Source organism: Pseudomonas sp. Colony2 (assembly GCF_019382755.1).
Classification (GTDB): Bacteria; Pseudomonadota; Gammaproteobacteria; order Pseudomonadales; family Pseudomonadaceae; genus Aquipseudomonas.
Genome location: NZ_CP080030.1, coordinates 1,015,854 through 1,017,596, shown reverse-complemented (window position 1 = coordinate 1,017,596; position 1,743 = coordinate 1,015,854). Strand labels below are relative to the sequence as shown.

The 1,743-nt window shown below is 59.1% G+C and carries 1 protein-coding gene and 1 tRNA gene; one reads left to right on the top strand and one right to left on the bottom strand.

Going from position 1 to position 1,743, the window contains the following annotated elements:
* The first annotated feature begins 347 nt into the window (after positions 1-347).
* Positions 348-424: transfer RNA gene (locus JV201_RS04090), tRNA-Met, on the top strand.
* A gap of 81 nt (positions 425-505) precedes the next feature.
* On the opposite strand, the gene JV201_RS04085 is transcribed toward JV201_RS04090, so the two are convergent.
* Positions 506-1,546 (bottom strand): DMT family transporter, encoded by a 1,041-nt coding sequence (locus tag JV201_RS04085; protein ID WP_219406548.1) that lies wholly within the window; start codon positions 1,544-1,546, stop codon positions 506-508.
* Positions 1,547-1,743 lie beyond the last annotated feature (197 nt).

Here is a 1,743-nt window from a genome sequence, read left to right as displayed (position 1 = left end):
GCCGTGTGGCACCTGCTGGAAATCGCCAAGGCCATGGTCGACCGCTCGATAGAGTGCCTGCACCCGCGCAAAACCTGACGCGCGAACGCCAGAACACCGCAGATCAAATGTGGGAGCGGGCTTGCTCGCGAAGGCGGTGGACCAGCCAATACCTCTGCTGACTGACACACCGCATTCGCGAGCAAGCCCGCTCCCACCTTTTGATCTTCGCTGCCTTGGGACCTGCGCAAACCCCAACCGCTCGTCACCAAACCCGGTGTTTCCCGTTAAACAGTTGATAGCGTAGATAAATTTTCAAAAAAAGCGCTTGACGCATTCCCGTTCTCCGCGAATAATGCGCGCCACTTGGCTACATAGCTCAGTTGGTTAGAGCATAGCATTCATAATGCTGGGGTCCGGGGTTCAAGTCCCTGTGTAGCCACCAAGTACTAAAAACGGCTTACCGAAAGGTAGGCCGTTTTTTTATGCCTGAAGAAAAGCACACCGCCCTATTGCCCTAGAAAAGTCAGTGTTTATGCCGATGGTGTACATCGGGAAAATGCGCATGACTATGCTGAATCGGTGCGTGCTCATGGGCATGACTATGTGGCTCGGTACCGTCCCACTCAAAGTTATGCACATGCTGGTGGTGCTCATCGTGTGTATGGCGATGACCGTGCATGAGGGGATCGTGCTGATGCTCGTGCGCATGATGTTCCATCAGATGAATCCACACCCCGATGGCCATCAAGGCGGCCGCGAGCAAGAACATCAGCGAAACCGACTCGCCCAGGATCAGGATCGAGATGACCGCGCCCAGGAAGGGAGCCGTGGAAAAATAGGCGCCGGTGCGCGCACTGCCAAGCCCGCGCAGAGCGAGCACAAACAGCACCAGACTCACGCCATACCCAAGCAGCCCAACCACCATGGTTGACCCGAGCGTGGCCACCGCTGGCAGTTGCGACCCGATGGCCAACGCCAGACAGCAATTGGCCACACCCGCCGCCAAGCCTTTGCTGCCGGCGATAAACAGCGCATCCGAGGCAGAGACCTTACGGGTCAGGTTATTGTCGATGGCCCAACAAAAACAGGCGAAAGCCACGGCCAGCGGCCCCGTCCAATCATGTGCCGTCGCCGTCCCTTGCGGCCATGACAAAACGATCCCGCCCAGAACAATAGCGATCATGCCGATCACGATGCGGCGATCTGCGTTCTCTTTGAACACGACCCACGCCAGCACGGCCGTGAGCACCGACTCAAGATTGAGCATCAGCGATGCGGTGGCGCCCGCGGTACGGGTGAGGCCATACATGAGCGCCACAGGCGCAAGCACGCCCCCAAAGACAATGGCGCCCACCAACCAGGGCCACTCTCCGGCTGCAAGCCCGGGCCGTTTCCAGCCGTGGTCGCGAGCAAACCGAACGATGGCCAGGCCCAGGCCGCTGCCCAGATAGAGCAGCCCGGCCAACAGGATGGGCGGCGTATCCACCCCCAGGAGCTTGGCAAGCGGAGTGCTGGCGCCGAACAACGCCGCCGCCGCCAACGCGTAGAGAATGCTCACATTCATAATGGGTCGCCCTGTCAGGCTTATTGCATAAGGACGAGCATCATAGCCGTGCCCGGGTAAGAATTATGTGAACGTCAGCCTGGCTGGATTCTGTACGACTGAAGCGGCAGGATAGCCCGGCTGGCGAACCACAAGAAGGTGACGCATAACATTCCCCGCTACCGGCATCAGCACTGAGCGCCTCTTACTGCTGGGCG